The sequence below is a fragment of the Vibrio sp. JCM 18905 genome, assembly GCF_055393305.1.
Genome location: NZ_AP043878.1, coordinates 1,152,593 through 1,175,751 on the forward strand (window position 1 = coordinate 1,152,593; position 23,159 = coordinate 1,175,751).

Genomic DNA, 23,159 nt, shown 5'->3' on the forward strand with positions numbered 1-23,159 from the left:
CCTTGATTATTCAAATTCGTGGTGATGGTTTACCGGAAAAGTATGAGCAATGGTGTTGACCTTTGACTCGCGGCTCATGCTTATCATGACGGGTAATAAGAGTATTAAAATGATGGTGGTATTTACCGCAACGAAGAACACCATGATGAGGGCGTATATCGCGAGTAAGAGGCTTTTCCTGTTGTCATTGAGACTACGGAAGCAAAAGCGAATAAAAAGAAAATAACCACCAAATAATAGGGCGATACCGAGCAACCCGTATTCAATTGCGGTATCTAACACAAAGTTGTGGGTGTAGATCGCCAGCTCATCATAGTTAAAGTAACTGATCATAAAGTTGGGTAACATTTTCGCGCCGACACCTAACACCGGGTGTTGAAGTAAAATATCTAGCCCATTGGCAAGTAAGAGTTTTCTATGAAGGTTCGACACCCAGCGAGCTTCACTTTGGTTGGCAAATAAGACGTCTTCTTGGGTTATTTCCAATGTGTCTGCTAACGTTTCAAACCCAACATAGAGTGTAGTTGCGACGGCAGTGAACACCATAAAGCTTAAGGCCAATAAAATGGTCCACGTATACGTTTCATTAAGTGATTTTCTCATCAGGTTTTTTACGAGCAGCTGGTCAAAGAAGAAAAGCAGACAAAAACCAAGTAGTGCTTTTCTTTCTTGCGACAACACCAGTAATACCAAAGCAACGAGCATCAAAAGGTGGAAAGCGCGAATTTTATCCCGATAAAGGTACAGTAGTGAGCAAAGTACACCGAACCCGTATTTACTTACCCCGAGTAACTTAAACCCGCTTTGATAGCCTTGAGCAAAGTGCCATAAGGCAACGAGCGTACAGATGAAAAACAGCAGATAAGTGAAATAAACCATTACCCATTCATCATCAAACACGCCATAGGCGTACATTAGGCTAAGCAAGCAGAGAATCGCCAGCCATTGCACGGTTTCTATAACTAGCGGCATTAAGGGGACGCGATTTAGCAGGCCATTTAAGAACACATATCCAGTGAACAGTACAAGGAACCCCATACAGGGATGCATGAGTTTTTCAGCTTTTCCTTCCAATACCACTAATGCAGTAAAACCAATGGACAAAAGGCTTGCGATGTCTGATGGTGCTAGTGCTATTCCTCCAGCACGAAACTTCATAGGAATAAAGAACAATGCTAATAGGCATGCTGCAAGCAATGAGGCTCGATGGCTCGATGGCGCGGAGCTATTTGTTGGTGCAAAGCTGCTGGTAGATTCCATAGTAACCTTCACGAAATTTATCGATGGTGTAGAGAGAGGCCCTATTGACTGAGTATTGACTTGCAGCGTCATACCGCTCAACACTTTCACACAGCTGGAGCACTTTCTGGCTCAGCTCATTTGAGTTACCAACCTGAAATAAATATTCGGCACGTCCGGTGACGTCATCCAAACCGGGTACGTCCGATGATAATACGGGTAAGCCTGCTGCCATGGCCTCAACCGCCGCCAAGCCAAAGCCTTCGACATGCGATGATTGCACGTAAATGTCCATGTCGTTCAAAAACGCTGGAACATCAGAAACTACCCCATGAAAGTGAACACGTTGCGTGACGTTGAGCTTTGTTGCCAACGCTTGCAGTGACGATTTTTTTTCGCCATCTCCAGCAAGATGGAGCTCGTATCGTCTCGGTAAATGGACAAGTGCTTGGATAAGCGTTTCATGATCTTTATGTTGGTGAAGTCGGCCCACCATTCCAATCTTGATGACTGGTTTGTCGATCAGGTGGCTGGCGCTCTTCGGCATCATAGGAAACCTTTTTAAATCAACGCCATTGTGCACCACGTGATATTTATGTTGGTAGCGAGGCATGAACTTCACCAGTTCATCTTGTACTTTTTCACTAATACTGACCGTCAAGTCGTGGCCCCAATATAAGACGTACTCCATGAACTTAAACAGCGGGTAGTCACGTCGACGGTTGTAAGAACAGTGCTCAGTCTGGATTCGTTTTTTACCTACCGCCAATAGCGCTAGATAAATGGAAGGGTAGAGGTGCCCGTGAACGACATGCGGCCAACGCAGCAAACAGTATTTCTCACTCAATGACAAAGTGCGCCAGTTAAAACACTCTATCCCTTGGGCGGATAGCGTTGGTAAGAAATCATTTTCATCACACAAGACCAAAATTTTGATTTCGTATTCAGGCTTATGTTCTAAAACAAGGTCGACTAAGAACTTCTGAGCACCGCCGTTCTGAGAAAGATCATTAATAATATGTAGAATCTTGGTTTTCATGATTAATTGGTCAGATATTGTTGTTTAAGGTCGGTGATTTCTGCATTTGAGAAAAAGTGCTTCGCCAATTTAGAATTCAGCATTTCTTCAACGTACTCGGGTGTAGGTTGAAATTGCGTTTTGAATTCTTTCATTAGTGGCGAGTACCATTTGTTGTCTGACTGATTTTCATAAACGACATCCACGGGGTAACCTAAAAAGCCTTCGACTGCGGAGTTAGCCTGCTTTAGCTTGTCACTTCGAATGACCAACAGTGAAAAGTTATTGTTATGGTATGTCTGATAGCCTACTTCGTGATTAAAAGGTTCGTTAAACACATCAATCCCTGTTAGTTGTTTGATTTCGTTGTCAAACCACTGCAGCGCATATTGATGATTCATGTGCTTATCAAATGCCTCTTGGAGTAACTGCGGACGTTCGGTACGGATTGCGCTATCATCTTTTAGGTATTTGTCCGCCATCCAAAACGGAAGTGCTTGAAAGAACATTGAAATATTTCGTCCGATCGGTTCACGCACCAGTGAGATAATTCGAACTTTTTTCTTGTGCTTTAACATACGGCTCATCGCTATGCGCTTGAGTCGTCGCTTTAACGCATTGATCTGAGGTTTATGCAATTGCGCTCTAACAGGGGATATCTGTTTTTGCGCATCGACAGTCATAAGGTCGTGCAAGTGAATCGAGTTAGGAATGGAATGTTCTAATGCACTCGAACCTACTTTGCCCATTTGATAGATCAATACCGGTTGTTCTTGGCTTTTCAACGTTTGGTACCAAGATGCGTTTGAGTTAGTAGGCGTATTTCTGGACATAAAGCGTTTCTCCTTCCTTAGTCTTGGCTTGTGTGATTAAGACGCCAAGAGATGGAACTGAGTGTTGTATTTGTTTAGATAACGCAAGGTTAACCAGTGATGATTTTGTCGATTCTGAGCGAATGACGGTAATCAGACCATTGGCATACTGACCAAGAATAAGTGCATCACTCACTGACAGTAGGGGCGGTGTATCGATAATGATCCGGTCATACTTATTTTGAAAATGTTCGAGCAACTTTTTAAAGCGATCAGAAGCTAGCAGTTCCTGTGGGTTTGGCGGAATTAGACCGGCCGATAATACATCTAAGTTGGCTTCTTCTATATGTGTAACACAATCTTTGATTGGCGTATCCATAGTCAGGATATGCGTTAAGCCTGGGCTTGATTCAGCAATACCAAACCGTTTTGCGATGGAAGGTCGGCGTAAATCGCAGTCGATGATCAATACCTTTTCCATTTTTGAAAACGACACCGCCATATTGATACTGGTCGATGTTTTTCCTTCTTCTGGAATGGTAGAAGTAAAGGGCAATATCTTTTGCTTCGTGTTGGTTAGTCTGAGCAGAAGCGAGGTTCTGACGGAGCGGCAAGCTTCACTAAATAGCTTTTCTTCATCATCTAAATACGCGGTATAACTGACGCCGTTTTTACGCAAATTGCGTTTTTTGACCATAGGAATCACACCTAAACACGTAACACCAAGTTTTTCCTGCACATCGGCTGTGCTTCGGATAACTTCTCGCATCGTTTCTAAGATGATGATCAGAGCGCAAGCAATGGCAAAGCCAAAAAAGGTGGCAATCACTACCAGTTTGATTCGTTGCGGTGCTACCGGAAATAGAGGGATGATGGCTTTGTCAGTAAAACGCGCAGTGACATTTTTGTAGTCGCTGGTGGCGTTGGTCTCTTTCTCACGATTTAAGAACGCTTCATAGAGTGCCTTATTGGATTCAACCTCGCGTTTTAACTGTTCATAACGCGCTTTTTGTGACCCTAACGATTGGAAGTCAGACTTTTTGTTATCGAGTTCTGCTCGAAGCATGTCCTCTTGCGCCTTTGCAGCAAGAAGGTCTTGTTGCTTGCTGAAGGAAATGTCACGAATGAGTTGCTGGGTTCTTGCTTGAATTTCAGCAAGCTGCGCTTTTGCCTGAATCATTCGGTCATGCTTGGGGCCGTAGCGCTGTGCCAGTTCAGAGAGATTTTTGGCTGCCTGTGCTTCCGATAATTTGAGGTCGCGGATCTGCGCTTGATTAGCGAATTCATCAATTGACAGCAAGCTGTCTAAACTTTGTGAAGATTTACGTCTTAACAGTTGGATTAACGTCTGCGCTTCAATGCGCTTATTAACAGCGACATTTAGCTTGCGAGTGAGTTCCTCTAGCTCATTGGCGTAAATTTCATCAATACCGTTTATATCGATCAACCCTTCTTTTAACAAGAACTCTTGCAGCGCTTGCTCAGAGTTACGTAATCGCTCCTCCAATTTTTGTGAGTTATTTGTCAACCAAGTAGCCGCATTTTGTGTAACGACCAATTTGGCTTCAAAATTTGCGTCAATGTAGGCTTGGCCGACCGCGTTAGCGATTGTCGTAGCAAGCTTAGGATCGGTAGAACGAAAGCGAATTCTGACTAATTGGGTGTTACGTACTGGCTCAATATCGAGTTTACTTCTGAAAGCTTGAAGTGCCTGATAATAGGACTCTGAAAATTGGGCGGTTTCTTTTGGGCTTGGTGACACATTCAGTATGTCTTGAACAAAAGAGATCGACTTTATTTGGTCGATCTTTTGATTTAATCCACCTGAGCGTGTGAACTCCGGTAGTTGAGTTAGGTTCAGCTCTCTAATGACCTTATCTGCGATATGATTCGATTTTAAAATAGCGATTTGCGTTTGAAAGTACTCTTTTTTTGTCGTGTCGACGCCATATACTTCCTCGATTGAAAGGGCGCTTTTTTGTTCTTCTTGGATGAGTAGCGTTGCTGTAGCTTGGTATATCGATGCTTTGGAGTAGATATACCAAGTACAAGTCAATGAAAACAGAAGCGTGAAAGCTGCGATGCTTAGCCAATTCTTTTTAATCGCTTTAAAGTGATGACCAAAACGAATCAGTTCTACTTTGTTCATCTGGAGATTATTTGGATGAGTCCCGTTCATTTGATTCCCTGTCACTTAAAAGAAGCTCTGGTCAATAAATACAATGTCACCAGGTTCCACGTTGCGGTGCATACTGACCCCTTCCATCGTTTGACCCGTTTTATGTTTGGTGAGGTTAATGCCTTTGCGTGAGGCTCGGTCGGTCAAGCCACCAGCTAAAGCGATGGCCTTTTCGATAGTTAATCCTGGTCGATATTCAAATCCACCTGGTTTCCTGACTTCGCCATTGACATAAAACAGACGAAAGTTATTGATAGTGACCATCACTTTTGGGTTGATGAGATAATCGCCTTTTAAACCCGTTTCTATTTCGTACTTGAGTTGTTTCGGTGTTTTTTTGATTGCTTTGATTCGGCCAAGGTAGGGGTAATCAAAATAGCCATCTGACGTTATTAGAATATTTTTAATCGTAAGATCTTCTTCACCATAGACCTGCACGGAAATGGTATCGCCCGTGTCGAGTAAGTAATCTTCCTCGTTTGAGTCAGCGTTGACCAAAGTGCTAAATAGCAACAACGCTACACTCATAAATGTGATGAATGCCTTCATTAATAATCCTTGTTACAGAGAAAACTGTGCGCTTAAAGTCCAAATGTTCTGTTCGAAGCTATAACCTGGTCGGTTAGAGGTTTTATCTTGGTATTGCCAGTCGGCTTGCAGCTGTATCCAGCGTTTAATTTGATAATCGATACCAAAAGATAGGGTGTAGCGATCGTCGTTTCTGGTGATCCCCGTATAGTCATCTTGTTGATAAATAGCACCTAAGCGAGTTGCAAGGTAACTATTCCAATCGTGCTTGAGGTTCAGTCGATAACGAGTTTGTAGGTTGTAATCGCCATCTTGATCTGGGTTAACTGCCGCTTGAGTGGTTTTCACGCTGACTAGAGTTTGTTCTTGAGGCAGCCATTCAAAGCCGATATCCCAACTAAAGCCTTTAAATGTCTCTCGGTGAGCGCTGTCAAAATCTTTGATTTGATAACCGAGTCGAGCGATGCCTTTGGTTTTTCCTGTGACTTCCCATTCGGCACCGGTGTAATAGAAACTGGTGTTGTTATCTTTGGATGGTTGCGAAGAATTTCGGTGCTGATAGTCGGTTACTATTTGTTTTGTCCCAACCAACCAATAGGTTCTTGGCGTCGCCCTTAAATAGAATTCCAAGTGTGCATTGGGGGCTCGAAAATCGTTGTATTTTGTTTTAGCGTTTGTGCGCCCAGGCAAGCCGTCACGGTAGTTTTGATAGGTTTTATCACTGTAGCCTAAACCGAATTCGAGTCTGCCTTTTGCACCGTTAGAGCCAAAGACATAATTGGTTTTGATATCGTTACGGTTGAACTCTATTGGTGAGTCGATTGCGCTACCATTACCTTCGGTAATATCTTCTCCTCGAACTTCATGCTGGGCGCGAAAACGGTAATCAACCACTAAACGATGACGATGATTGAACTCAAAAAAGTTGGAAAACTGAAAGGTATGATCGTCGAAGTCGTTGCGGTCATCGGATGAAAAACCTGCTTTCAACTTGTATAAAATATCTGCGCGATAGCGATTCCTTTCTATACGTGCTAATAAGCTTGGCTCTATACCCCAAATATTGACCGATTCTACATTGCCGGATTCCTCCGCTTTGTTGATGTTGTCATCGCCCTCGTAGAAAGTTCTTACGAGGGGAATAAACTCAATGCCAGACTCGGTTTGGTAAGCCATCGGTTCTGCGAGTAAGCCAGTTGAAAACAGACTCAATGCTATTGCCATTGTCAGTTTCTTCATAATCTCAACCTTAGTAAGCGTTAGCACCAGTGAACCCTTTGAAAACGGTCATGAAGATGATTTTGATGTCCATCCAAACCGACCAGTGGTGGATGTAATCCAAATCAAATTCGACTCTCTTTTCCATTTTTTCTAAGGTGTCTGTTTCGCCGCGATAGCCATTAATTTGCGCCCAGCCAGTAATGCCTGGTTTTACTTTGTGACGTAGCATGTATCGGTCAACAATCTGGCGATACTCTTCATTGTGCGCCACGGCATGAGGGCGTGGACCAACAATAGACATGGTCCCTTGCAGTACATTGATAAATTGAGGCAGTTCGTCCAAAGAGGTGCGACGCAAAAAACCACCAAAAGGCGTAATGCGTGGGTCGTTCTTTGTCGCCTGTTTCACGTGAGGGCCTTGATCCATAGTGGTCATTGAACGGAATTTCCAGACTTCAATCTTGCGTCCATCGAGGCCGTAACGATGCTGTTTAAAAATGACCGGACCTTTAGAGGTCAGCTTAATGCCAATCGCAATGGCGAGCAGGACTGGAGAGATCAAGGCTAAAATAATGCTCGAAAACAAAATGTCTTCAAACCGTTTTACCCAGGAAGAAATTCCAGCAAATGGCGTATCAAATACGCTGAGCGTTTGAACTTGGCCGATTTGCGCCCAACGAGAATGCAAAAGGTTATAGGTAAAGAAGTCGGGAATCAGATACGTATTTGCGGTGGTGTCTGAGAATTGGTTAAGAAGCGATGCAATACGCTCTTTTGCGTGCATTGGCATTGCGATATAGACGTAATCCACTTCCCCTTTCTTGGCTCGCTCAAGAGCGTGGTCAACTGCCCCTTTAATAGGGTAAGCAGAATTTGGCAATCTGTCGGAAGAACGCTCATCGTAAAAGCCATCAAAAAGTACACCGTGTTCAGTGTGGTTTTGAATTTCGTTAGCAAGGGTAATGCCGTGAGGAGTTTGGCCGATGATGATCGCAGTACGAGTGTTGAATCCTTTTTTTCTTAAATAGGCTAATCCGGTACGGAATGTCACTCGCCATGCCAAAAGTAGAGCGGGCGTAATCGCAAACCACAATGCCAGAATAGTGTTATCAAATAAGTCATAGACTTCCGAAAAATACAGAACAATAAAGATAAGCGCGGAAGTTACTGCCCAGGCCACACAGACAATAATCATCTGCTCTTTAAACGAACTGGTTCGCCAAGAGCGGTACAGGTTGCCGCTTTCTGCCATAAATAGAAAGGAGATGCCTCCAACAAAAGCCAGTATGACGTAATCTTTCCCCATCGCAGTATTCATGTCTTTGAACACTAAAAGCAGCATAAAAGAGACGATGACAGCAAGATCTGAGATGCGATATAAAAAAGCGAACTCCATCTCGTGAGAGCGGATAAGTCCTTTTTGTTTCATGACTCAGTTTCCCTTCTTACACGCTACCGCCCTTGGGTGTCTCCCCCAATTGCCGTGTCGTGAGCGTTATTAGTAGTTGGTGAACAGAGCATTCTGTTGAATGCTTCTGAGTTTTTTGTCACGTGTAATTTCGTTGATAAGTGTAAAAATTTGCGTTGTTGAGGTAAGTGGAAATAAGAATGAAATTTAGACCTTTGGCTAAGTTTGGCGGGTTAGGAAAAAGCTGGTACTTACTCAAGAGGGATGAGGAAAAGTATTAAAAATGAAGTATCAGTACAAAGACAATGGTTTATGTAAAGGTAGAAGAAACGGGTGATCTTATTCGTTAACGATTAATGATTTAGTATCGAATTACTTATATTTATTAGGATAAAAAAATCCCTCTCAAGTGAGAGGGATTTATTGTGAATCAGGACGAATGAATTATTCGACTTCTACGCCGTTTTCTTTGTATAGGCGGCGGCATGCACGACCATCACTGTGGAACAGGTGACAACGGTGTGCTGGAATACCAATCTCGATTTTATCGCCGGTATCGACTGCGAGCGTGTCAGGCTGACGGAAAATAACGTCCGCGTCCGCACCTTCTAGGTTTAGGTATACTTGAGTTTCGTTACCTAGCTTCTCAACAATCATCACTTCACCGTGAATGCTTGCATCAGCTTCAGAAGCGGATAATAGGTGCTCAGGGCGAATGCCTAAAGACATGCGGTCGCCACGGTTAACCGTCGTGCCATCCACTGGAATCCAGAAAGATACGCCATTAGATAGTTGAACTTTGACGCGCTCTGCTTCTACTTCATCAATGAATACGCTCATGAAGTTCATTTTCGGAGAACCGATAAAGCCTGCTACAAAGCGGTTTTGTGGGTAATGGTAAAGTTCAAGTGGCTTACCAACTTGCGATACATAACCGCCGTCTAGTACAACGATTTTATCTGCCATTGTCATTGCTTCCACCTGATCGTGTGTTACGTAGATCATGGTACAACCAAGTTGACGTTGTAGCTTCGTGATTTGCGCACGCATGTTTACACGCAGTGCGGCATCCAAGTTTGATAGTGGTTCATCTAGAAGGAATACATTAGGTTGCGATACCAGTGTTCGACCGATAGCCACACGTTGACGCTGACCACCTGAAAGCGCTTTTGGTTGGCGTTCAAGTAAGTGACCCAGTTGTAGAATTTCTGCAGCCTGTTCAACACGTTTGTCGATTTCTGCTTTGTCTGCTTTTGCTAATTTTAAGCCAAATGACATGTTGTCATATAAGTTAAGGTGTGGGTAAAGAGCGTAAGACTGGAATACCATACCAACACCACGTTTGGATGGTTCGACGTCATTCATGCGCTGGTCACCAATATACAAATCACCTGAAGTAATGTCTTCAAGACCGGCAATACAACGTAAAAGGGTAGATTTACCACAACCTGATGGACCTACGAAAACAACAAATTCACCTTCGTTGATTGTTAGGTCTACGTTCTTAGAAATCAGTACGTCGCCATACGCTTTACAAACATTTTTTAACGTGACACTCGCCATGTAGCTCGTCCTCGATCAATTTTTTATTATTCACCGCTCATCATTATATGAATTATCTAGCGAGCAGTAACAGTAGGAATCGGTAAGTTATTGCGGTTGGTAAGAAAAGTAGGGTAGCACTTCAATAAAATGTCCTGAATAGAAGTGCTACCCATCATAGCCAAGTACGAGTTTCTCTCCCCCACATTATTCGTGTTGTCTCCCCCGTGAAATAATTACCACAAACAACACCAATAATGACATTCCACTCGTCTGGCAATGCAAAACCAGCAAATCTTTTTCCTAATACGTAGGCACTGCTGGGAAAGGGTTCTTACCATCCACTCTTGGATGACTGAAGTTTGTAAGATTGTGCGAGGTGCGACATCCTCCTAATAGAAATAATTGTAGGGGGAGTAGGTAGGGAGGAGTAAAAAAGGAGGAGGAATAAAGCAGTTGGTCGGAAATCACATTATTGCACCACCTAAAGTTGAAACCGATCACAGGAAGTATCCGTTTTGTGATTTGAGTCTCTTACCCTTGGCGATTTAGATCACGAAAATACGTCATAATTGTAAGGGCGTAGGGATTAGGAGGATGAGACATATTGGATTATTTCAGATGATATATGTCGAAATACGGCTGAACCTCAATGGACTAGCCCTACATCAAAAATATAAAAAGGATACGAACATGAAAAAGTTAAGCGCTGTAGCACTAGGTACTCTTGTTGCTTTGGGTTCTTTTGGTGCTAATGCTGCCATCGAAGAAGGACAACTTACTATCTGGATCAACGGCGACAAAGGTTACAACGGCCTTGCTGAAGTTGGTAAAAAATTCGAAGAAGACACTGGCATTAAAGTGACAGTGGCTCACCCAGATGGCCTTCAAGACAAATTCCCTCAAACTGCAGCGACTGGTGACGGTCCTGACATCGTATTCTGGGCTCACGACCGTTTCGGTGGTTACGCAGAAGCTGGCCTGCTAGCAGAAATTAAACCTTCTAAGAACATTCAAGAAGGTATTGTTGATTTCGCTTGGGATGCTGTACGTTACGACGGTAAATTGATCGGCTACCCAGTTGCGGTTGAGTCTCTATCTCTAATCTACAACAAAGACCTAGTTCCAAACCCACCGAAGTCTTGGGAAGAAGTTGCAGCGCTAGATGCAAAACTTAAAAAAGACGGCAAGTCTGCAATCATGTGGAACCTAAAAGAACCGTACTTCACTTGGCCACTAATGGCTGCTGATGGCGGCTACGCGTTCAAATACACTTCTGAAGGTTACGATGTTAAAGACGCTGGTATCGCGAAAGAAGGCGTTAAAGACGCGATGAGCTTCGTAAAAGGCTTGGTAGACAAAGGCGTAATCTCTGCAGATATGGACTACTCAGTATCTGAGTCTGCATTCAACCAAGGCAAGACAGCGATGACGATCAACGGTCCATGGTCTTGGGGCAACATCGAGAAGTCTGGCGTTAACTACGGCGTGACTACGCTACCTAAGTTCCAAGGTCAATCTTCTAAGCCATTCGTTGGTGTTCTAACGGCTGGTATCAGCACTGCGTCTCCAAACAAAGACCTAGCGGTTGAGTTCATTGAGAACTACCTACTAACAAACGACGGCCTACGTATGGTTAACAACGATAAGCCTCTAGGTGCGGTAGCGCTTAACTCGTTCCAACGTGAACTAGATTCAGATACTCGTATCGCTGCGACAATGGACAACGCGATGAACGGCGAAATTATGCCAAACATTCCTCAAATGAACGCATTCTGGGGCGCGGCTAAGAACGCAATCATCAACGTAGTTGATGGTCGTCAAACTGTCGATGCAGCATTGGCAGACGCAGAAAAACAAATGACTAAATAATTAAGTAAGACCTTTTTAAGGAGGAGGCAACTCCTCCTTACTTTTCTATATTTATTCTATATTCGCTAGCAGGTTCCCTATGCAGTCAGTTCAAGGTACAAATGCTATGACAGCACCAGAAGCCAGCCTTCCGAGCAGCAAAAAAGTGTTCATGAAATGGTCACTTTTAGGCACAGTCGGCATTATCAATGGCTACGCAACAATCCTTATGTATTCACGCGGTGAGATTGCGTTTGCACTACTTACGATCATTCTTACCGCTTTAGCGTTGTTCATCTTTGGTAGTAAAAAGACGTACGCACACCGTTACATATACCCTGGTATCGCAGGGATGATCCTTTTCATTCTTTTCCCTCTGGCGTACACCATAGGTTTGGCGTTTACCAACTACAGCGCGAAAAACCAACTCTCTTTTGATCGTGCGCAGAGCGTACTTTTGGACAGAACTTATCAAAGTGGTGATAGCTACCCGTTCACTTTATATAAAACGGATCAAGGACATCAGCTTGTGGTTGAAAAAGATGGTGAGCTACTTGCTACGCCCACTTTTCAGCTAGATAGCCTTTCAGCATCGGATCTTGACCTATCGCCAATTGAAGAAGCTACGGGCGAGAAAGAATCAATCAAGACGATTGTTAAGAGCCGTAATACGTTGAGCAGTGTTGATTTGCATCTGCCGAGCGGTGAAGACATCCGCATGAGCGGGTTACGTAAGTTTGCGGCAGTTGTGCCTTTGTACACGCTGCAAGAAGACGGCGAAACGCTTTACAACAACCGTACTGAAGAGACGTTACGTCCAAATATGGAAGTAGGTTACTACCAACCTGTCGATGAAAACGGTCAGTTTGTTGGTAGCACAGTGTCTCCTGGCTTTGTTGTGAACATTGGTACCCACAACTTTGAGCGTGTGTGGAAAGATGATGGCATCAAAGAGCCGTTTATCAGTATCTTTATCTGGACGATTGTGTTCTCGGCACTCACCGTACTATTTACGCTTGTAATTGGTCTTGTTCTAGCAAGTGTTGTTCAGTGGGAAGCATTAAAAGGCCGTTCGGTTTACCGACTCTTACTGATTCTGCCTTATGCGGTACCGGCGTTTATTTCTATCTTGATCTTTAAAGGTTTGTTTAACCAAAGCTTTGGTGAGATCAACATGCTTCTGGAAGGTTTGTTCGGTATTAGCCCCGCTTGGTTCTCAGACCCATTCATGGCGAAAACCATGATTCTGATTGTGAACACGTGGCTTGGTTTCCCTTACATGATGATTCTATGTATGGGTCTACTCAAAGCGATTCCTGATGATTTATATGAAGCGTCAGCAATTGATGGTGCGAACTTTATTACTAACTTTACTCGTATCACGCTACCAATGATGTTGAAGCCGTTAACACCATTGTTGATTGCGAGCTTTGCCTTTAACTTCAACAACTTCGTGCTTATCCAGTTGTTGACAGGCGGTGGTCCAAACATGATTGGTACATCAGAGCCTGCGGGTTACACCGACCTACTAGTAAGTTACACCTACCGAATCGCATTCGAAGGTGCTGGCGGTCAAGACTTCGGTCTAGCAAGTGCGGTAGCAACGCTTATCTTCCTATTGGTTGGCGCATTGGCACTTATCAACCTACGCGTAACTAAAGTAGCTCAGGACTAAGGAGAAATTACAATGGCAATGGTACAAGGTAAGTCATTAAAGTATCGTGTTTGGGCTACTCATATTGCGATGTGGGCATTCTTGGCACTGATTATTTTCCCTTTACTGATGATCATCGCGATTTCATTCCGTGAAGGTAACTTTGCAACGGGTAGCCTGATCCCAGACAACCCAACACTTGATCACTGGAAATTGGCATTAGGTTTCTCGGTGACTAATCCAGACGGTACAGTTACACCGCCACCATTCCCAGTAATGACATGGTTGTGGAACTCGGTAAAAGTGGGTGGTATTTCTGCAATCCTAATCGTGGCGCTATCAACCACATCGGCTTACGCGTTTGCTCGTATGAAGTTCAAAGGTAAGAACACCATTCTTAAAGCGATGATGATCTTCCAGATGTTCCCTGCGGTGTTGGCACTGGTTGCTCTGTACGCGTTGTTCGACAAACTGGGTCAGTACATTCCATTCCTTGGCCTGAACACGCACGGCGGTCTGATATTCGCTTACTTAGGGGGTATCGCCTTGCACGTTTGGACGATTAAAGGCTACTTCGAAAGTATTGACTCTTCGTTAGAAGAAGCGGCGGCACTGGATGGTGCGACACCATGGCAAGCATTCCGTTTGGTATTGCTTCCATTGTCTGTGCCAATCCTAGCGGTAGTATTCATCTTGTCGTTCATCATGGTAATTGGTGAAGTTCCTGTAGCATCACTACTACTTTCTGATGTAGACTCGTACACACTTGCAGTGGGTATGCAGCAATACCTATATCCACAAAACTACTTGTGGGGTGACTTTGCTGCAGCTGCTGTACTTTCAGCAGTGCCAATCACTGCCGTATTCTTACTTGCTCAACGCTGGTTGGTTGGTGGTCTAACCGCTGGTGGTGTGAAAGGATAATCTCTTGTGGTCTGAGATTGATAAGAATAACTAGAAAAGGGCGACCACATGGTCGCCCTTATACGTAGCACGGATATTACAATTTTGGTTTGGCCGCCGATCAGTAATATCTTGGCTTTTATTGGCGTTACGCATAGCTGGCTGTTAGCTTAGTTCCTTACGATTCAATCACTAACAGTTTCTTGTAACCATAACCTGAGTCTAGACTCAGGTTTTTTTATACTTGTTAAATACAGTTGTTCAATAAGCAGGTAAAGATTAGCGGCTTTGCAATGGATTACACAGGGCTAGGGGAATGCCCTGCGTAGCACTTCACATAAATAACCTGAGCTCAGGTATCAGTAAAATTAAGGTAGGTAAGGATTAAAACTCTCGACTGGATGGGGCGCATCCAACGTATTGAAGCAGCGTGTATAAGCTTTCTTGCTGTAGTGCGACGCGACGAAATAAATTTGCAAAGGTGACATCACCGCCAAAGCAGGTTTGAATGTAATGGTTAATTTCTGTTTCGTTATACCCCTCGACGTACATGGTTCTTACCCACTGGTACTCGACCGCTTTTAAATTGGTCAACGTCTCTTCACTTAAGGTCGTTTCTTTTAGTCTCAAGATCCAAACTCTATCCAACTCCAAAATAGTGGATGGATTTAAGCAAAGCTAGGTGAAGGATTTATGACAGAGGAGGCCGAGTGTGAAGCAAATGGCAAAACCATGATGTTGCTCCACACTCTGGTTATAAGTAACGTTGAGGTAGTCAATAGCGTTCTTAACGGATGTAGGTTACTTGAGATACTTTACGTGCGCTTCCATCTCTTCCCCGATTTCTTTGCGCATGTTCATAAGGCGGATAGCGGATTGTTCCAAGGCTTTATCTTCATCAGATTCTGGAACCCATTTCGGTACGTCGGTTGGTTTTCCGTTTTCATCCACAGCAACCATAATAACGATACAGTGGGTGGTGAGTCTGTTTTTCATTTGCTTTGGGTCACTGGCTTGCACATCAATCGCGATGTGCATTGAGCTTCGTCCGGTATAAATGACTTTCGCGCTAACTTCGACTAAGTTGCCGACATGAATCGGCGCAACAAAACGAATACCACCTGCGTATGCAGTAATGCAATACTTGCCACTCCACGCTGCAGAGCAGGCGTAGGCTGCTAAGTCGATCCATTTCATTACGGCGCCGCCGTGCACTTTTCCGCCGAAATTGACGTCACTGGGTTCTGCTAAAAAGCGAAGGGTAATGTCTCTTTGACCACTGCTCATCTGTCTTTCCTTGATGGGTTATTGTTTTCCCAATTTAGCAGCAAGATGAATTTTCGGGAATAGAGAATGAAACAAAATATTAACTTTTATTCGAACGATGAAAACAAAAAGCCACAGCGTAGTTCTGTGGCTTGGGGAACTGGGATTAATTGGCGGTGGAGGCAATCTCGGAATTGGGCAATGGCTTTCTGTGTCGTATTTTTATTTGCGACAGGATAACGCCAGAGATGACTAACAGCCCGCCAATAATGTGGTAAGCGTAAATTTTCTCACCAATCAACGTTGAAGCAAGTACGACAGAAACCACGGGCATTAAGTTCATGAACATGGCACTTGAATCAGCGCCAATTGAATCGATCGCTTTCACCCACATTAACGGCGCAAAAATGGAAGCCGCAATGCCAGCATAGGCGATTAATGGTAGCGCGTCTTGGCTTGGTAACAGTTGCTCACTAGATAGCCAAAGTGGTGTAAGCATCACAACCGAGAAGAAGCCTTGCATGTAAACCAGAGTCAAACTACTGAAAGGCATCTTCCAGCGTTTTAGCAGCACGCAATAAGCCGCGTATACCATGGCTGCAATCAGCATAAGGCTATCACCTTGGGTCATGTCTTGATGTAAAAAGTAGGTGATATCACCATGACCAAGCATAAACGCCAAGCCGCCGAGCGAAATCACACCACCGACGATACTTAACATTGATACAGACTTGCCTAACAGAGGAACACTTAAAAACACACTGATCAAAGGAACTAAAGAGGTGATTAGGGCCATATTAGAGGCCGTTGTTGTTAAACCGGCATAGTATCCAAGTGACTGGTTGAGAACCATACCAAGTAACGCAAGAAACGCCAACTTAGCTAAGTAAGGTCGAATAATGTGTCGTTGTTTGATGATCGCAGGCAGACAAAATGGAGTTAGAAGTACCATTGCGACAAACCAACGGTAGAAACTCATCGCACTTGGTTCAATGGCGCTTGCTGCCATCTTATTCACAATTGAGTTACCACCCCAAATCATAACGGTGAAAAACGGAAGTAAATAAATCATGAGAACCCTATAGCACAATTATTGATGGCGCTAGTCTGGCAGGTCTTTATAATAAAAAGTATCTCTTAAAAGACATCGTAAGCGATAGGAAGACAATTTTGAAAAAGAGCGCCAGAAATCTTCATCCCTCATTATCAATCGACCGCGCACCATCGGATGTATTTATGAATTTTGAAGCCTTTCTCTCTAATACAGAAACGCGAATTCATAGCCATCCTTGGGGGCAAGTGCAGCTGATCAGCGGTGGGATCCTAGAGATGGATGCAGAAGATACAAGATTTCTAGCGCCTCCGCATCTTGCAATTTGGGTTCCCGCCGGAATCCGTCACACGAGCTACAACCGTAAGCCAATCGAATATTGTTCTTTGAATATTGCCCCTGAATTGACGGCGCATTTCCCAACTAAAACGAGCTTGATCAAAGTGACTCCAATCGTGTCATCGATTATTGAGGACTTTCGTCAGCGAGACATTAACGTGGCGCAAACTGATGAAGACAAGCGATTGGTACAAGTGTTATTGGACCAGCTTGCAAAGCAAGAAGTCGAACATCACTTTTTACCGACAACCGACAATAAGTATCTTGAACCGATTTTAAAAGCAGTAGAAGAATCGCCGACGGATGAGATCAGTTTGGCGGAGTGGGCGGCAAAAGTGCATACCACAGAACGCACGTTAGCGAGACATTGCCAGAGTGAGTTGGGCATGAGCTTTACTGAGTGGCGCTTACGTGTGCGATATTTACATTCTATGGAGTTGCTGCGTAAAGGGCAGACCGTAAAGGAAGTCGCGTTGACGTTAGGTTATAACCAAGCTAGCCCTTTTATCGCAATGTTCAAGAAATACTCCGGCATGACACCGGAGCAATATAAGAACCGCTTATTATAACTGAGCCAGAACGTAATTCAGACCACCGACCACGGCTGCAACTTGCGCATCGTTGCACTCTTCGTCGGTCACCGTTGGGCTGTCTGGGTACACTTCCGTTGTCGTGCCGTAAACGCAATTTGTTACGCCGCCACACAGACCCAGCTTCACCATTGGGTAGTTGATAACGCCAAACTGTACGACTGGTGAACCAATGATTTCGCCATTTTCATCTGCAGGTGCAATGTGAGTCACTTTCGCAACCGATTCAATCACCGCTTTTTGAAACTCGGGTTGAGGGTTTTCACTATCTCCAACTGTGTAAAAACCGTCTGGGATCATGCCCTCGATGTACTCAATGCCATCACGAGCGGCAAGCGCAGGACGGAACTCTGTTTCATCGGAGTCTGTCGTCTCGTGCAAATCAATGTGCATTAATACATCGCCTAATGTCGCAACGAGCTTCATGAGGTTGGCGGATTCTTCGGCGGGGCTATCCTTATAGAAAGAGCGGTTTGGATCAATCGCGTTTGGATTCCAGCGGTTGATCACCTCGTAACCCCAAGGGCTCACGCAAGGTGCAACGACAATATTGAAATGCTCTGCGTAGCGCTCTGCTTCTGTTTCTACAAACTTTAAAGCGCCATGTACACCACTCGTCTCGTAACCGTGCACGCCACCTGTGACCAAAACAACAGGCTTCGTTGAATCCCAGTTGCGAGTTTTGATACAAAACAGAGGGAAACGTGCCTCGTTGTATGAGAGTGCACCGTATTGTTCAATATCAAAACGCTCGCGTAGAGCATCGATTTTACTGACAACTTCATCTTGGTAGCTACGTTTTACTTCTTGCGTTGCTAACCAAGCTTGACGTTCTTCTTCGCTCCAAGGTTGGCCAGGGGTACCGATTGGGTAAATGTATCCACTTTTCATCTATACTTTTTCTTTTGACTGCTGAAAGGTACCACAAGACTAGACCTGTCTTATCTTAACGGCAATATAAAACACCATTTGGGATAGTATTCTTTGCAAAATCATCACTTTGATGAGTGATTTATTGGTGTTACATTTTGTTACTTACTCAATTTCATATAAGAGACAAAAAATGGCTGGAGCAAGTTTACTCACACTGTTGGATGATATTGCCACGGTACTCGACGATGTCGCCTTAATGTCGAAAATGGCGGCAAAGAAAACCGCAGGTGTGTTGGGTGATGACCTAGCGTTAAACGCTCAACAAGTGTCTGGTGTTGCATCTGAGCGAGAAATTCCAGTGGTTTGGGCGGTTGCGAAAGGCTCGTTCAAAAACAAATTGATTTTAGTTCCTTCAGCATTGCTAATTAGCGCGATTATTCCATGGCTTATCATGCCACTATTGCTAATTGGCGGCTTGTTTCTCTGCTTTGAAGGGGCAGAAAAGGTGCTTGAGAAAGTATTCCCTCACTCCCATCCGCACGAAGAAAAAGAAGAGTTAGTTAATACTGGCGAGTCGATAGAAGAGTATGAAAAACGCAAAGTTGCTGGTGCGATTCGAACGGACTTTATTCTTTCAGCGGAAATCATTGTGATTGCGTTGGGTACCGTGACTGGGGCGAGCCTTGTGACGCAAATCTTAGTGGTGAGCTTAATTGCAGTCATCATGACCATTGGTGTTTATGGCTTAGTAGCAGGCATCGTGAAATTGGATGACTTGGGCTTCTACCTTGAAATTCGCTCAAAAGGTAAGGGCTGGATGGCGAAAGTCGGCAGTGCTTTAGTTGCTTTTGCACCAAAGCTGATGAAGTTGTTAACGATTGTGGGAACTGCCGCGATGTTTTTAGTTGGCGGGGGGATTGTAGTGCACAACGTACCTGCCATTCATCACTTTGTAGAGCCGATTATTATGAACTTTAGTGGTCATTCGGTTGCTACAGCGATTCTGCCTATTTTGCTTAACGGCATTATCGGCTTTGTGGCGGGGTTGATTGTGGTTGCTGTGTGGGCTGCTGTAGAAAAAATTCGCGGCCACTAGTAATCACAGCCCAAAGCAAGACAAGAACAACAAGGGTCATGACTTCTTTTCACAGAAAGGCATGACCCTCTTTTATGGATGGAACGTCAGTAAAGTGGTTACTTCACTTTCCACTCAATTTGTTCATTTGCTCGAATAGGCACAACGATATCATTGCCAAATGGCATCGTTTCCGGCACATCCCAAGCGGATTTTTCTAACGTTACCGTATCTGTGTTGCGCGCAATGCCGTAAAAATCAGGACCATTGAAGCTTGAAAACGCTTCCAAGTTTTCCAGCTTGCCTTCATTCTCGAATACTTCTGCATAAAGCTCTAGCGCTGCGTGTGCAGTGTAAGAACCAGCACAACCGCAAGCGGACTCTTTTGCCCCTTTCGCATGTGGTGCCGAGTCTGTACCTAGGAAAAACTTCTTGCTACCACTAGTTGCTGCTTCTATCAGCGCTTGCTGGTGGGTTCCGCGCTTAAGAATTGGCAAACAGTAGAAATGAGGTTTAATACCACCCACAAGCATATGGTTACGGTTGAAAAGAAGATGGTGAGCAGTGATGGTAGCAGCTACGTTATCTGAGGCGTTATTAACGAAGTTTGCTGCGTCGGCGGTAGTGATGTGTTCTAGAACGATTTTAAGATTAGGGAAGTCATTGACGATAGGAGCGAGGACAGTATCAAGGAATTCTTTCTCTCGGTCGAAGATATCAACATCGTGATGTGTTACTTCGCCATGAACCAAAAGTAACATTCCGACTTCTTCCATCGCTTCGAGAACGTGGTAAATGTTCTTCGCATTGGTCACACCGGAATCTGAGTTTGTGGTAGCTCCAGCAGGATAAAGCTTGGCAGCAACAATGTTTCCGGTGGCTTTAGCCTTACGTATTTCATCTGGTGTGGTGTTGTCTGTGAGGTAAAGCGCCATCAAAGGTTCAAACTGTTCGCCATGTTGCTCTTTTAGAATTCGGTCACGGTAGGCTAGGGCGAGCTCAGTTGTAGTAACTGGTGGGACGGTATTTGGCATGATCAGCGCACGGCCATTGTAGCGGCTGATGTCGCGAACGGTGTCTTTAAGAACTTCCCCATCGCGTAAGTGAACGTGCCAGTCGTCAGGACGAGTGATTGTCAGTGTTGTCATTAATTGCTCCCACCATTGAAAAGTTGTCTGATTGGAGCCCAAGCGCCGTATTTGCTTTTGAGCAAACGCTTGCGCTTAGGCGACAGGATGATAGAGGAATTGCCCTCACATTTCATCCCATTTTTCACTTTTCTACAGAGTGAGAGTGTAAGTGATTACTTCATTGTTAACCAAAGCGCGTGGATCGTACCCGGCAGAAAGAAGAAACACGTCAATATTAGGTTAATCAAAAAGTCTTTATTTAGACCTTTCTCCATAAACACCGCGACAGGCGGAAGAAAGATACATAACAAAATCAGAACCAGTTTTCTTGTATCCATAATTAAGCTCCAAATCAATAAATGGGGGCAGTGATAACTCAGATGAATTATGTGTGCCGTATCACACTTTATCAAACGGTATTTGGTCAGAACGATGTTAAAAAACGCGAATGTTGAGTGTAGTAAATACTTGTCGCTCAAACCAAATTTATAAGAATAGCATTCAGAAAAAATTGAGTTGGATGAAGCGGCAATAGACTCTGCACCTTAATGTGATTTGGGTATACAATACTGCAACAAATAAAAAACACCCTGTAGGAAGAAGGCTATGTCGCAACCCATTTTGTCCCAAATTAATGTTTTTCCGGTTAAGTCAGTTGGCGGATTATCGCTGTCGTCAGTATGGGTTGAGAAGCAAGGATTGAGCTTCGATCGTCGTTTTATGATTGCGAAAGCTGATGGCGCTATGATTACCGCGAGAAAGTATCCGCAAATGGTAACCATTAAGTCCGCCTTATTATCCGATGGGGTTGTGTTTAGCAGTTTGGGGATGGAGCCGCTTAAAATCCGTTATCAAGACTTTAAAATGCAGGAAACGCCAGCAACAGTTTGGAAAGACACCTTTACTGCATATACCACTACAGATGATGCAGATGATTGGTTTAGTCGTGTATTGGGTCAACGTGTTGAGTTGTTGTTTAGTGGTGAGCAATCGAATCGTGTTCGCGAAAAGCTAGGACAAAACGTTAGCTTTGCCGATGGTTATCCGGTGTTAGTGATTAGCCAGGCTTCCCTTGATGAACTGAACCGAAGAAGCTCTGAGCAACACTCTATGGATCAGTTCCGTACTAACTTAGTGGTCTCTGATACCAAGCCGTTTGAAGAAGATTCATGGAAGCGCATACGAATCGGTGAGGTAGAGTTTGAGTCTCTCAAACCTTGCGAGCGCTGTATCCTGACTACGGTGAATACCCAAAGAGGCACATTCCGTGAGAGCAAAGAGCCGCTCAAAACCTTGCAACAGTTCCGTGCAAACGATGTCGGTGGTGTGTTCTTTGGCCAGAATCTTGTCGCGCGAAATGAAGGCATTATTCGTCAAGGCGATAAAGTTGAAGTATTGGAGTACAAAGAGCCGGAGTTTTACGCAGATAACTCGCCAGTGCGCATGACGTTAACATGTGTTGAGCGTGAAGAAATCGCCCAAGACTTCGTGACCTTATGGTTAGAACCAAACAAAGGTTCTTTACCTAATTACTTGCCAGGACAACACCTGCCAATAGAAGTGAATATTGATGGTAAGAAAGTAGGTCGACGCTATACGCTATCATCCAGTCCGTCTCGTCCGGGTCGCTATGCTATTTCTGTTAAGCGTATTGCAGGTGGAAGAGTCTCTAATTCGCTCTTAGACAATTTACAAGTCGGTGATGTTTTAGAGGCAGAACAACCTGATGGCCAGTTCCACCTAAAAACTCATGAAGCGCAGCCTCTATTGTTACTCTCTGCAGGCAGTGGAGTAACACCAATGCTATCGATGGTACGTTACTTAGCGGATCACAATCAGTTGGAGAACGTGGTTTTCTACCATCAATGTCGTACCGAAAATGATATTCCTTGTCGCTCTGAGTTGGAGCAGTTAAAGCGTAAGCACCCGGGGTTAGAAGTGAAAATCTGCTTGACGCAGCCTGCCGTTGATTGGTTTGGGTTAAAAGGGCGTTTAAGTTTGTCACACATTAAGCAAATCAAAGATATTGAACAGCGCCAAGTGTTTGTGTGTGGTCCTGATGGTTTTATGGAGAAAGCGAAAAATCTCCTACTAAGAAAAGGGCTGCCAGAAGAAAACTACCATCAAGAAGCGTTTGGCGTATCTTCAGTCACTTCAAGACCAGAGAAGAGCATAGCGATCGATTTTAATGGGACGAAAGTTGTAGGGAATAATCAGAAAACGTTGTTAGATCAGCTTGAAGACGCAGGGAAGGTTGTTAGCAATAGCTGCCGTGCTGGCTTATGCGGAGCGTGTAAGGTTCAGCTTACGTCGGGTCAAGTACATCATCCGGACGTGCCTGCGTTGACAGATGAGGAACGTGCGATGGGAACCGTATTGGCGTGTTGTGCTGTTCCAGAGACGGACGTGACGGTAACAAACTAAGCGAGAAGGCTCCCCGGTTCTCAATAAAAACGCTGCTAACTTTAGCAGCGTTTTGA

General features: G+C 44.3%; 20 protein-coding genes. 6 read left to right on the forward strand and 14 right to left on the reverse strand.

The window, feature by feature from the left end:
* Positions 1 to 6: 6 nt before the first annotated feature.
* From ACZ5ZC_RS05030 to malK, 8 genes are all read right to left on the reverse strand, one after another.
* On the reverse strand, positions 7 to 1,260 hold the full coding sequence (locus ACZ5ZC_RS05030; RefSeq protein ID WP_237309034.1) for an O-antigen ligase family protein: 1,254 nt from the start codon (positions 1,258 to 1,260) through the stop codon (positions 7 to 9).
* Positions 1,226 to 2,278, reverse strand: coding sequence for a glycosyltransferase (locus ACZ5ZC_RS05035; protein ID WP_395209691.1), 1,053 nt, complete (start codon positions 2,276 to 2,278; stop codon positions 1,226 to 1,228). Before ACZ5ZC_RS05035 ends, ACZ5ZC_RS05030 begins: the two co-directional genes overlap by 35 nt.
* 2 nt (positions 2,279 to 2,280) lie before the next feature.
* Entirely contained in the window at positions 2,281 to 3,090 is an 810-nt protein-coding gene (locus ACZ5ZC_RS05040) for a putative capsular polysaccharide synthesis family protein (RefSeq protein WP_395218283.1), read from the reverse strand.
* Positions 3,068 to 5,248, reverse strand: coding sequence for a GumC family protein (locus tag ACZ5ZC_RS05045; protein WP_464931453.1), 2,181 nt, complete (start codon positions 5,246 to 5,248; stop codon positions 3,068 to 3,070). Before ACZ5ZC_RS05045 ends, ACZ5ZC_RS05040 begins: the two co-directional genes overlap by 23 nt.
* 15 nt (positions 5,249 to 5,263) lie before the next feature.
* Positions 5,264 to 5,797 carry a polysaccharide biosynthesis/export family protein gene (locus tag ACZ5ZC_RS05050; RefSeq protein WP_145472145.1) on the reverse strand — a complete coding sequence of 178 codons (534 nt, stop codon included), beginning with the start codon at positions 5,795 to 5,797 and terminating at the stop codon, positions 5,264 to 5,266.
* Between the two features lie 12 nt (positions 5,798 to 5,809).
* Entirely contained in the window at positions 5,810 to 7,015 is a 1,206-nt protein-coding gene (locus ACZ5ZC_RS05055) for an outer membrane beta-barrel protein (RefSeq protein WP_464931454.1), read from the reverse strand.
* A 10-nt stretch (positions 7,016 to 7,025) separates the two neighbouring features.
* Positions 7,026 to 8,426 carry an undecaprenyl-phosphate glucose phosphotransferase gene (locus ACZ5ZC_RS05060; RefSeq protein WP_048625323.1) on the reverse strand — a complete coding sequence of 467 codons (1,401 nt, stop codon included), beginning with the start codon at positions 8,424 to 8,426 and terminating at the stop codon, positions 7,026 to 7,028.
* 423 nt (positions 8,427 to 8,849) lie between these two features.
* The gene (gene malK, locus ACZ5ZC_RS05065; protein ID WP_005375271.1) at positions 8,850 to 9,968 is read right to left on the reverse strand and encodes a maltose/maltodextrin ABC transporter ATP-binding protein MalK; all 1,119 of its coding nucleotides are present in this window, start codon (positions 9,966 to 9,968) and stop codon (positions 8,850 to 8,852) included.
* A gap of 672 nt (positions 9,969 to 10,640) precedes the next feature.
* On the opposite strand from malK, the gene malE reads away from it, so the two are divergent.
* The 3 genes from malE to malG all read left to right on the forward strand — a co-directional run bounded on the left by malE (position 10,641) and on the right by malG (position 14,376).
* Positions 10,641 to 11,819, forward strand: a complete 1,179-nt coding sequence (gene malE, locus ACZ5ZC_RS05070) for a maltose/maltodextrin ABC transporter substrate-binding protein MalE (protein WP_005375272.1) — start codon at positions 10,641 to 10,643, stop codon at positions 11,817 to 11,819.
* Between the two features lie 79 nt (positions 11,820 to 11,898).
* A complete protein-coding gene (gene malF / locus ACZ5ZC_RS05075; protein WP_031780258.1) occupies positions 11,899 to 13,473 on the forward strand; it encodes a maltose ABC transporter permease MalF in 1,575 nt (524 codons plus the stop codon).
* A gap of 12 nt (positions 13,474 to 13,485) precedes the next feature.
* Complete coding sequence (malG, locus tag ACZ5ZC_RS05080; protein WP_005375275.1) at positions 13,486 to 14,376, forward strand: maltose ABC transporter permease MalG; 891 nt, start codon at positions 13,486 to 13,488, stop codon at positions 14,374 to 14,376.
* Between the two features lie 363 nt (positions 14,377 to 14,739).
* On the opposite strand, the gene ACZ5ZC_RS05085 is transcribed toward malG, so the two are convergent.
* The 3 genes from ACZ5ZC_RS05085 to ACZ5ZC_RS05095 form a co-directional block, all read right to left on the reverse strand.
* On the reverse strand, positions 14,740 to 14,985 hold the full coding sequence (locus ACZ5ZC_RS05085; RefSeq protein ID WP_005375277.1) for a hypothetical protein: 246 nt from the start codon (positions 14,983 to 14,985) through the stop codon (positions 14,740 to 14,742).
* Positions 14,986 to 15,156: 171 nt separating this feature from the next.
* Positions 15,157 to 15,642, reverse strand: a complete 486-nt coding sequence (locus ACZ5ZC_RS05090; protein ID WP_005392490.1) for an acyl-CoA thioesterase — start codon at positions 15,640 to 15,642, stop codon at positions 15,157 to 15,159.
* Positions 15,643 to 15,787: 145 nt separating this feature from the next.
* Positions 15,788 to 16,693, reverse strand: coding sequence for a DMT family transporter (locus ACZ5ZC_RS05095; protein ID WP_046873773.1), 906 nt, complete (start codon positions 16,691 to 16,693; stop codon positions 15,788 to 15,790).
* Positions 16,694 to 16,791: 98 nt separating this feature from the next.
* On the opposite strand from ACZ5ZC_RS05095, the gene ACZ5ZC_RS05100 reads away from it, so the two are divergent.
* The gene (locus tag ACZ5ZC_RS05100; RefSeq protein WP_005385013.1) at positions 16,792 to 17,580 is read left to right on the forward strand and encodes an AraC family transcriptional regulator; all 789 of its coding nucleotides are present in this window, start codon (positions 16,792 to 16,794) and stop codon (positions 17,578 to 17,580) included.
* Here the strand turns inward: ACZ5ZC_RS05100 and ACZ5ZC_RS05105 are convergent.
* Positions 17,575 to 18,492: a M14 family metallopeptidase gene (locus ACZ5ZC_RS05105; RefSeq protein ID WP_167427679.1), complete on the reverse strand. Its 918-nt coding sequence runs from the start codon at positions 18,490 to 18,492 to the stop codon at positions 17,575 to 17,577. The genes ACZ5ZC_RS05100 and ACZ5ZC_RS05105 overlap by 6 nt on opposite strands.
* A gap of 172 nt (positions 18,493 to 18,664) precedes the next feature.
* Here ACZ5ZC_RS05105 and ACZ5ZC_RS05110 point away from each other — a divergent pair, with 172 nt between their 5' ends.
* Positions 18,665 to 19,570 carry a DUF808 domain-containing protein gene (locus ACZ5ZC_RS05110; RefSeq protein ID WP_005392495.1) on the forward strand — a complete coding sequence of 302 codons (906 nt, stop codon included), beginning with the start codon at positions 18,665 to 18,667 and terminating at the stop codon, positions 19,568 to 19,570.
* A gap of 98 nt (positions 19,571 to 19,668) precedes the next feature.
* Here the strand turns inward: ACZ5ZC_RS05110 and pyrC are convergent, their stop codons facing one another.
* Together pyrC and ACZ5ZC_RS05120 are read right to left on the reverse strand one after the other, a co-directional pair.
* The gene (gene pyrC, locus ACZ5ZC_RS05115) at positions 19,669 to 20,697 is read right to left on the reverse strand and encodes a dihydroorotase (RefSeq protein ID WP_048625318.1); all 1,029 of its coding nucleotides are present in this window, start codon (positions 20,695 to 20,697) and stop codon (positions 19,669 to 19,671) included.
* 155 nt (positions 20,698 to 20,852) lie between these two features.
* On the reverse strand, positions 20,853 to 21,017 hold the full coding sequence (locus tag ACZ5ZC_RS05120) for a YqaE/Pmp3 family membrane protein (RefSeq protein WP_005375297.1): 165 nt from the start codon (positions 21,015 to 21,017) through the stop codon (positions 20,853 to 20,855).
* Positions 21,018 to 21,285: 268 nt separating this feature from the next.
* On the opposite strand from ACZ5ZC_RS05120, the gene ACZ5ZC_RS05125 reads away from it, so the two are divergent.
* Positions 21,286 to 23,103, forward strand: a complete 1,818-nt coding sequence (locus tag ACZ5ZC_RS05125; RefSeq protein WP_085344543.1) for a hybrid-cluster NAD(P)-dependent oxidoreductase — start codon at positions 21,286 to 21,288, stop codon at positions 23,101 to 23,103.
* Positions 23,104 to 23,159: the final 56 nt, after the last annotated feature.

What these genes read in the sequence shown, in the direction of transcription:
- malG (WP_005375275.1), top strand. Translation starts at nt 13,486, where the DNA reads ATGGCAATGGTACAAGGTAAGTCATTAAAGTATCGTGTTTGGGCTACT.
- ACZ5ZC_RS05105 (WP_167427679.1), bottom strand. Translation starts at nt 18,492, where the DNA reads ATGAAAAGTGGATACATTTACCCAATCGGTACCCCTGGCCAACCTTGG.
- ACZ5ZC_RS05030 (WP_237309034.1), bottom strand. Translation starts at nt 1,260, where the DNA reads ATGGAATCTACCAGCAGCTTTGCACCAACAAATAGCTCCGCGCCATCG.
- ACZ5ZC_RS05040 (WP_395218283.1), bottom strand. Translation starts at nt 3,090, where the DNA reads ATGTCCAGAAATACGCCTACTAACTCAAACGCATCTTGGTACCAAACG.
- ACZ5ZC_RS05125 (WP_085344543.1), top strand. Translation starts at nt 21,286, where the DNA reads ATGTCGCAACCCATTTTGTCCCAAATTAATGTTTTTCCGGTTAAGTCA.
- ACZ5ZC_RS05060 (WP_048625323.1), bottom strand. Translation starts at nt 8,426, where the DNA reads ATGAAACAAAAAGGACTTATCCGCTCTCACGAGATGGAGTTCGCTTTT.
- ACZ5ZC_RS05090 (WP_005392490.1), bottom strand. Translation starts at nt 15,642, where the DNA reads ATGAGCAGTGGTCAAAGAGACATTACCCTTCGCTTTTTAGCAGAACCC.
- ACZ5ZC_RS05050 (WP_145472145.1), bottom strand. Translation starts at nt 5,797, where the DNA reads ATGAAGGCATTCATCACATTTATGAGTGTAGCGTTGTTGCTATTTAGC.
- malE (WP_005375272.1), top strand. Translation starts at nt 10,641, where the DNA reads ATGAAAAAGTTAAGCGCTGTAGCACTAGGTACTCTTGTTGCTTTGGGT.
- ACZ5ZC_RS05035 (WP_395209691.1), bottom strand. Translation starts at nt 2,278, where the DNA reads ATGAAAACCAAGATTCTACATATTATTAATGATCTTTCTCAGAACGGC.
- ACZ5ZC_RS05120 (WP_005375297.1), bottom strand. Translation starts at nt 21,017, where the DNA reads ATGGATACAAGAAAACTGGTTCTGATTTTGTTATGTATCTTTCTTCCG.
- malF (WP_031780258.1), top strand. Translation starts at nt 11,899, where the DNA reads ATGCAGTCAGTTCAAGGTACAAATGCTATGACAGCACCAGAAGCCAGC.
- ACZ5ZC_RS05055 (WP_464931454.1), bottom strand. Translation starts at nt 7,015, where the DNA reads ATGAAGAAACTGACAATGGCAATAGCATTGAGTCTGTTTTCAACTGGC.
- ACZ5ZC_RS05095 (WP_046873773.1), bottom strand. Translation starts at nt 16,693, where the DNA reads ATGATTTATTTACTTCCGTTTTTCACCGTTATGATTTGGGGTGGTAAC.
- ACZ5ZC_RS05110 (WP_005392495.1), top strand. Translation starts at nt 18,665, where the DNA reads ATGGCTGGAGCAAGTTTACTCACACTGTTGGATGATATTGCCACGGTA.
- pyrC (WP_048625318.1), bottom strand. Translation starts at nt 20,697, where the DNA reads ATGACAACACTGACAATCACTCGTCCTGACGACTGGCACGTTCACTTA.
- malK (WP_005375271.1), bottom strand. Translation starts at nt 9,968, where the DNA reads ATGGCGAGTGTCACGTTAAAAAATGTTTGTAAAGCGTATGGCGACGTA.
- ACZ5ZC_RS05045 (WP_464931453.1), bottom strand. Translation starts at nt 5,248, where the DNA reads ATGAACGGGACTCATCCAAATAATCTCCAGATGAACAAAGTAGAACTG.